Origin of the sequence: Streptomyces sp. NPDC057543 (assembly GCF_042801895.1) — a bacterium.
Lineage (GTDB): Bacteria > Actinomycetota > Actinomycetes > Streptomycetales > Streptomycetaceae > Streptomyces.
In genome coordinates this window covers 1-2,670 of sequence record NZ_JBHVFF010000525.1, presented here as the reverse complement: position 1 = coordinate 2,670, position 2,670 = coordinate 1, and the positions used below count along the sequence as shown (strand labels likewise).

The 2,670-nt window shown below is 70.7% G+C and carries 2 protein-coding genes and 1 pseudogene; 1 reads left to right on the top strand and 2 read right to left on the bottom strand.

Annotated features, from left to right (window positions below; translation table 11 throughout):
* Positions 1–32 precede the first annotated feature (32 nt).
* Both ACFU8Q_RS40860 and lnt read right to left on the bottom strand, forming a co-directional pair.
* Complete coding sequence (locus ACFU8Q_RS40860) at positions 33–512, bottom strand: NUDIX domain-containing protein (RefSeq protein ID WP_384465106.1); 480 nt, start codon at positions 510–512, stop codon at positions 33–35.
* A gap of 29 nt (positions 513–541) precedes the next feature.
* The gene (gene lnt / locus ACFU8Q_RS40855; RefSeq protein WP_384465103.1) at positions 542–2,143 is read right to left on the bottom strand and encodes an apolipoprotein N-acyltransferase; all 1,602 of its coding nucleotides are present in this window, start codon (positions 2,141–2,143) and stop codon (positions 542–544) included.
* A gap of 188 nt (positions 2,144–2,331) precedes the next feature.
* Here lnt and ACFU8Q_RS40850 point away from each other — a divergent pair.
* A pseudogene (locus ACFU8Q_RS40850) lies at positions 2,332–2,670 on the top strand (O-antigen polymerase); the annotation flags it as partial.

Genomic DNA, 2,670 nt, shown 5'->3' with positions numbered 1-2,670 from the left:
GTACCGGACCCCGTCCGGCGCACCATGATCTGTCAGTGCTGGGCGGTGGGTTCGAACCAGGTGGGTTCGTCGGTCAGGGACTGCTTGATCCTGAAGAGCGAGAACTCGTTCAACGGCGGCAGCGCGTCCACCGGGAACCAGTCCACCGCCAGCGACTCGTCGTCGTTGACGCGGGCCTCGCCGCCGGTCGCCCGGCAGCGGAAGGTGACGTCCAGATACTGGCAGCGGTCGCCGTTGGCGTACTGCACCGGTGCCAGGGCCTGGGTGAGGACCACCCGCTCCGCCACACAGCGCACGGCGGTCTCTTCGTACACCTCGCGCTCCGCCGTCACCGCCGGCTGCTCACCCGGCTCACAGATGCCGCCGATGACCGACCACTTGCCGGTGTCGGAACGCCGTCCAAGGAGCACGCGGCCCTCGTCGTCGAAGACCACGGCGGTGACGCCCGGCAGCAGGAGCAGTTGTCGGCCCGCGGTGGCGCGGATCTCGCGGATGAAATCAGGAGTACCCATGGGCCGACCCTACGTGGCGCGCGAGTCGATCAGCGGTTGCGCCGGACCCGTACCGAACGGGCGGTGACCCAGCCGAGACCCACCACGGCGAGCAGGGCGAGGACTCCCTCGGGGAGCGTGCCCATCCGGGTCGCGGGCGTGAGCGAGGACCTCAGCGGCACCTTGTCCACGAGCGCGTCCGGGGTGAACAGCTTCGTCTTCTGGACGATGGTCCCGTCCGGGCGGATAACGGCGCTGACCCCGCTGGTGACGGGCACGACGACGGACCTGCTGTGTTCGACCGCCCGCACCCTGGACATGGCCAGCTGCTGGTAGGTCATCTCGCTGCGTCCGAAGGTGGCGTTGTTGCTGGGTACGGCGATCAGCTGGCCGCCGTGCATGACCGTGTCCCGTACGGCGTCGTCGAACGCGGCCTCGTAACAGGTCACGAGCCCCACGTTCGTGCCCGCCAGGTCGAAGACACCGACCTTCTTTCCTGGGCCGAAGTCACGCTGTACACGGTCCACGTCCGAGCTGAAGAGGCGTGCGAAGGACCGCATCGGGATGTATTCGCCGAACGGCTGGATGTGGCGCTTGTCGTACGTCTCGACAGGCCCCTTCTTCGGATCCCACTGGATGAGGGTGTTGCGCAGCTTGCCGGTGTCGGGCTCGACCACCGCCCCTATCACGGTGGGTACGCCGATGGCCTTCACCGCGTCGTCGATGACGATGCGGGCGTCGGCGTTCCGGTACGGGTCCAGGTCGGAGGAGTTCTCCGGCCACAGGACGAAGTCCGGCTGAGGCACCTTGCCCGCCTTCACCTCCTGGGCGAGCTGCTCCGTGCGGCGCACGTGGTTGTCGAGGACGGCGCGGCGCTGGGAGTTGAAGTCGAGTCCGAGTCGCGGCACGTTGCCCTGGATCGCGGCGACGGTCGCGGTGCCGTCCTCGGGAGAGTCGTCCACGAGCGGCAGGGCCGCGAAGGCGGCGGCGACGGGGACCAGGACGGTCGCGGCTGCCGCGGCGACGGCGGCCCGGGGCACCTCGCCCGTGGTGCGGTAGGTACGGAACCGGCGTACCGCTTCACAGAGCCCGAAGCCGCACAGGACCACGGCGAAGGAGAGCAGCGGCGTACCGCCCACGGCCGCGAGCGGCAAGAACACGCTGTCCGCCTGGCCGAAGGCGATCTTTCCCCAGGGAAAGCCGCCGAACGGCACCCTGGCCCGGATTCCCTCGTCGAGGGCCCAGACCGCGGCGGCCCACACCGGCCACCAGGCGAGCCGGGAGACGGCCGCGATCCCGATGCAGCCGACCGCGATGAACAGCGCCTCGGCCGTGGCGAGCGCCAGCCACGGCACCGGACCGACCTCCTCGCCCGTCCAGTACAGCAGCGGCAGCATGAAACCGAGCCCGGCGAGGAGGCCGAGGCCGAATCCGGCGCGCAGTCTGCGTTCGTGCAGCACCCAGCCGAGCAGGGCGAAACCGGGCAGAACCAGCCACCACAGGGGTCGCGGCGGGAAGCTCAGGTACAGCAGTACTCCCGCGATCACGGCGGCGGCGGGCCGTACGAGCCGCCGCACCGGCCGTCTCCCCCCTGACGCTGGGGCGGCTGCGGGCTGTTGCGGGTCGTCGACTGACGTGATGGTGGCGCTCACCCGGCGGAGTCTACGGTGGTCGGCTTTGTGCCGGGCAGCCCCTCGGGGGTGACGGAACCCTTCGTGCCGGATCGTTTCGCCACTTTCCCGCACAGATACGGGCCACTGCCGTTACCGTGTCCGCCAGTCCCCGACGACGGGCCGGATCCGGCCATGGCGAACGGGACGGTCACAGGTCGGGGGCGCACGTGACGATTGCACCAGCGGGACAGAGCCGGGCGCGGGCACGCGGGAATGCTTCGGACGGGGCCGGGGCCGTGATCCTCGCCGCCTGCGCGATCTGGTCGTTGATCGGTGCCGCAGGGCGGGAGACCGGTCCGGAGGGCGTTCTGCTCGCCCTGCTCGCCGTCGCCGCGGGTTTCGCCTGCGGCCGGATCTGCGGCACGCTGCTACCAGTGGCGACGGCCACGGTTGCCGCCGTCGGAGCGCTTCTCATGGGGCTCGTCTCACGCCACGGCATGCCGGGCGCCACGGCCACGGTGGACACGGCGCCCGGTCACGCCGGGGCTGCCGCCGCGTTGCTGGTG

What these genes read in the sequence shown, in the direction of transcription:
- ACFU8Q_RS40860 (WP_384465106.1), bottom strand. Translation starts at nt 512, where the DNA reads ATGGGTACTCCTGATTTCATCCGCGAGATCCGCGCCACCGCGGGCCGA.